Source organism: Pseudolactococcus yaeyamensis (genome assembly GCF_054658615.1).
The window spans coordinates 1-2681 of the sequence record NZ_BAAGGP010000154.1; the positions used below are offsets into that span (position 1 = coordinate 1).

The window sequence follows — 2681 nt, forward strand, 5'->3', positions numbered from 1 at the left end:
TTCCTCCATATGTTTTTTAGTTGTAAACTCTATGCGCCCGAACTAGTAGTCGATGCGTATTGATATAAAGTGGCGTACACGTCATCAAAGTGATGTAGTCCTTATCAGGTGATTTTGCCAGATATTTTTCGGGCGTATCTTGCAGTTCTTCAGCTTTTATTTATGAAATCTTATCGACCTGATAAACTCGCTTACCAGTTTCACTCGCCAAAGTGAAACGATCTTTCATCTCAAGTTGTGGTAAATTGGTAAATAACTTTTTCTGGGATAAACCTCGGTGGGCAGACAAGACAGAATTCTTTCCTGTACCGCCATCGACATCACTTGTGTCTTCAACTACGCCCACCGCTTTGCTTAAAATCGCATCGTCAGTACCGTAATAGACTGGAACAACTAGCTTAATCTTTGGTATTTCAAGAATGGCAACGGCTTTCCCTAAGCTTTCATCGGTCACATTGACCGTATCAGCACCTTTCTTAAATTGATGATTTAGTTGCCTTACAACGGTATCTTGTTCAGCACCTAAGACCTTATCTTCTACTTTAGGAAGGATAAAAATCCCTAAAGCAATCAATACTAATAAACCTAGCGCAAGATTTAATAAAGAAAAACGTTTTTTGATAACAGCCTCCTTCATGTTTTTTCATGTGTAAAAGTAGAATTTTCCACTTTTACACCAAATTAAGCCATGCGTTTTTTATAGACAATGACGCCTGCACCTGCTGCTACAACAGTAAACACGATAACGAAAAGCAAGGTTTTAGTGCTACCAGTTAATGGTGCCGTTGGCTTTTCATCATTTTTGACGTGTAAGATTGTTTTGTAGGAATCAGGTTCAACTGTAAACTTGATTGGCTCTTGTAGTTTTTGATAGTTGTCTGGTGCTTTGGTTTCAACGATTTGATAATCGCCTTCAACAAGGCCAAGGACTTCGAATTCACCTGCTGAATTTGTTTTGTAAATCAAGGCTTCAGATAATTTAGCCGACCAAACGTTTTCAGTCACAGTATCCTTGTCATTGTCTTTCTTGCCAGTGAAATACTTGCCGTCTTTGTTTTGTAAAATAAATTCAGCGCCTGCCACTTTTTTATTGCCAACACCAGTTCCGAAAAGACCTGATGATTCCTTGACAAATTTTGCGCCATAAGTATAAAGCACGTCATCGTCATGGAGGGTTTTCACATCAGTATCTGTGCCGTAATCAAGGTAAATGTCATTGATAATATCACTTGATACAATCGCATCTTGAGTTAGGATTAAATCGTAATCAATTGTGACATCTGTACCAGATAAAGCAGCAACTGCACTAGAGACTTTACCACCAACTAGATAGTTAATATCCCAACCAATGATAGCGCCTGATTTGTCTTTAGCAGTAGCGACCGTGTAATCAACCCCTAATTTAAGAGTTTTACCTGCATTATCTTTCATGACAATGTTGCCCTTACTTTCGACGTGGAGCAGGCCTTTTTGAGGTCTGTCACGAACGATGAAAGTCGAGTAAGGTTTTGTCTGGTATTTTGTACCATTGATATTGATGCCATCAGGATTGCCTGCGATATCATTAGGAATGTGTACGACAGCTTGGTGATGTGTCGCATCGCCTGTTTCAAAAGATTTTTTGCCATCTTTGTTTGAGTCAGTGCCGTTGATCAAATCTTTTTTGATGTCAGGCTGTTTGAAGTTGACATAGCGACATTTTAAACCGCTAGGATCAACGCCATCTTCGCCAATGCTAAATCTAAGTTTATTGTCTGCGTTGTTTTTAGCATCAGCACCGAGTAAATATTTACTTGAGTGGCCTGTTTTATCTGCAGGATCATCGACATTTGGGCTAGGTAACTCAACCCAGAAAAAATCTCCGAGCAACAAATCCACTGCAACGACTTGACCAGCAGCATTAGTCGTCAATACACTACCAACTTTTACAGCATTTGATGTACCAGGAATACCTTTATATAATTGGAATTTAGCCCCAACGAGTGGATTAATGGCGCCATTTTTATTGCCATCGTCACCGACTTTTGTAAAAGTAAAAATCAGTTTTTGCGTGATGTTTTTGGGATAAATGTTAATATCCTTGAGATAGTCAGCGCCGTTGTTGGTCGTCATAGGCGTTACAATGACAGCAGGTTTAGCTTTCTGCGTAATCATGCCCTTTGGCGTTTTAGTCTCAACAACCGCATAAACTTTATAATCACCATTGTCACGAGCAGGCATATTGCCAAAAGTGATGTTACCTGCAGCATCGACGATTTTTTCACCACTATCGCTAGTAGCCTTCTTGATATAGTCTGAGTTGGTGCCTTTAGCTTCGATATCCGAGACAATGCCTGATATTTTACTATCCTTGTAATCATTGTCCGCAAAAGCATTAGAGATGTCATAGACCGTAAACCCTACACGACCATATTTTGATTTGTCGTAAGCAGTTACACCACCTGGATAAGTTGTTTTTTCGTGGCCATCATTGACGATGCCATTTTTATCGACGTCAAGCGCCGTATTTTTGTCGTACATGAGTTTATGCACGATAACGTTTACCGAGTCTGGCACGGCTGTTTGTGTGCTATCCGCAGCATGAACCACTGTCGGTTCAAAAGTCCCTAGAACTTTTGGAGTAATAAAAAAAGCTCCCATAAAGGAACTTGCAATAGCGAGCGTGGTTAGACTCTTTTTAA

Annotated in this window: 1 protein-coding gene and 1 pseudogene; both read right to left on the reverse strand. The window is 39.9% G+C overall.

Going from position 1 to position 2681, the window contains the following annotated elements; genetic code table 11:
- Window positions 1–16 precede the first annotated feature (16 nt).
- A pseudogene (locus tag ACYQ21_RS15185) lies at window positions 17–637 on the reverse strand (class C sortase).
- Between the two features lie 44 nt (window positions 638–681).
- Window positions 682–2681: pilin N-terminal domain-containing protein (locus ACYQ21_RS15190; protein WP_460059494.1), on the reverse strand; the 2000-nt coding region annotated here is incomplete at its 5' end.